The organism is Bacillota bacterium, assembly GCA_012837285.1.
Taxonomy (GTDB): Bacteria; Bacillota; DTU030; order DUMP01; family DUMP01; genus DUNI01.
This window is the reverse complement of sequence record DURJ01000130.1, coordinates 1-1,911: the sequence shown is the minus strand read 5'-3', so window position 1 is coordinate 1,911 and position 1,911 is coordinate 1. Positions and strand designations below refer to the sequence as shown.

The 1,911-nt window shown below is 48.1% G+C and carries 3 protein-coding genes; 2 read left to right on the top strand and 1 reads right to left on the bottom strand.

Going from position 1 to position 1,911, the window contains the following annotated elements:
• Both GX016_07645 and GX016_07640 read left to right on the top strand, forming a co-directional pair.
• Window positions 1–338 (top strand): glutamate racemase (locus GX016_07645; protein HHT71431.1); only part of this gene is annotated, 338 nt, incomplete at its 5' end.
• A 185-nt stretch (window positions 339–523) separates the two neighbouring features.
• Window positions 524–1,198 (top strand): GntR family transcriptional regulator, encoded by a 675-nt coding sequence (locus GX016_07640; GenBank protein HHT71430.1) that lies wholly within the window; start codon window positions 524–526, stop codon window positions 1,196–1,198.
• Between the two features lie 98 nt (window positions 1,199–1,296).
• On the opposite strand, the gene GX016_07635 is transcribed toward GX016_07640, so the two are convergent.
• Window positions 1,297–1,911 (bottom strand): pyridoxal-phosphate dependent enzyme (locus GX016_07635; GenBank protein ID HHT71429.1); only part of this gene is annotated, 615 nt, incomplete at its 5' end.

Below are 1,911 nucleotides of genomic sequence, written 5' to 3'. Positions count from 1 at the left end.
GGAAGACTTCCGGGCCCGAAGTGGAAGAAGCGGTGAGCGGTTATTTTGAAACATTCAAAGGTACGGGAATAGATACGTTGGTTCTTGGCTGTACGCATTATCCGGTGTTACTGGATACAATTAGGCGCTATATCGATCCCGGCGTTACTATTGTAGATCCGGCAGTAGAGACGGTGGCGGAGGCAAAGGAACTCCTTCAGCAGAAGGGACTGGTCGCTGAGAGCGCTTCTCCGGTCTACAATTTTTACACCAGCGGCGATCCCGACCTGTTCGCCAAGGTGGGGACATCGATATTAGGTTGGTCAGTTGATAAAGCAGAAAAGGCTGTTTTAGAATAGATGGAAACTGAGGTCCGGCGCTAGGATAGATCCTAAGTGGCGCCGGGCCTAGACTTTAGAACGGCGGGCATTACTTGCTTAAGTTTAGCAAAAGGTCTGCAGACTATAATGACAAGAACGAAGATTGGCGATATAATAATTAGAGGATACAAAAATTCCCTCGAAAAGAGCAGGGGGAGCTGAAAATGAAGAGACGGCTGCTCTTGACATCTTTGCGGGAGCGCTTATACGAAACTCTTAAGGAAGACATTCTTCTAAACAAATATGAACCCGGTGAGGAACTACAGATAGACAAGCTGGCGCAAGAATTTGGGGTGAGCACAACTCCGATTCGCGAAGCTTTGGTGCGTTTGGAAGGCGACGGCTTGGTTGTATCTATTCCTAACCGCGGTGTTCAAGTAGCCCCTATTAGCTTGGATGACGTAAGAAATCTATATGAAGTGCGACGCCTACTAGAACCTTATGTGGCTAAAATCGCAGCTCGGTATTGTGAAGAAGGAGAAGTCGAAGCTCTTTATGAAAAACTGGTTCACCTTATCGAAGGGCCGACAGATTTGGCTGCCTATATTAATGCTGATCTGGAACTGCATGAGTTGATGTCTCAGCACCTGAGGAATACATTACTTAAGGATATTTTAAATCAAGTTGATCAACATTCTATTCGCGTTCGCTATTTGGCGGAAAGTAGTGCCGGTGGGTTAAGACCGGAAGTAGTGGAATTGGTTACTAGAGAACATCTTAAGATACTGGATGCTATTAGGAAGCGGAACGAGGAAAAGGCGGCAGCCGCTACTCTGCAGCATTTGACTAATGCTGAAGCCAGGACCTTAAAATCCCTGAAGGAAGTTTTGACAATATGAGATCAGGGTTTGTGGCCGAACCAAGATTGATATAAGTTTAGCCCCTGCGTTTTCATTAACGGCAGGGGCCTAACTATATAATGTTGGAGCTGAAACTATCAGCCTTTTAAAGCAAGTTCCAGATTATCAACAGGGACGGTACCGGCTTTAAGGGCATGAAGGGCTAGGGCACTGGTATCCTTGAGGCCGCTGCCGGTAAGGATGGCGGCCACTTTATGCTTGGGTTTTAGGGTACCTTCTTGGGCCAGTTTTCGAATAGCAGCTATGGGAACGGCGCCGGCCGGTTGGACAAAGAGTCCTTCTTGGCTGGCGAGGAAGGCTTGAGCGGCCAGGATTTGTTCTTCGGTAACGGAAACTACATGGGCCCGGCCTTCTTTTACTTTTCGCAATATACGGTTGCCGCTGGGTGGCATGGGATTGGAGATGGCATGGGCAATGGTATTGGGTTGACCAAAATGCTCTATTTGTTCTTTGCCTTCAGTTACGGCTGTGACAATGGGGGAGCAGCCAGCGGCTTGAACCCCGATTATCATCGGGGCTTTTTTTATTAACCCCAGGGCTTCCATTTCTTCGCCAGCTTTGATTACAGCGGCCATGTTACCACCGCTGGACACCGGCATGACGATAAAATCCAGCGGCTGGTAGTCTAATTGATCAAGGATTTCGTAGGCTACGGTTTTTTGACCTTCCACCCGGAAGGGGTTGTCGGAACT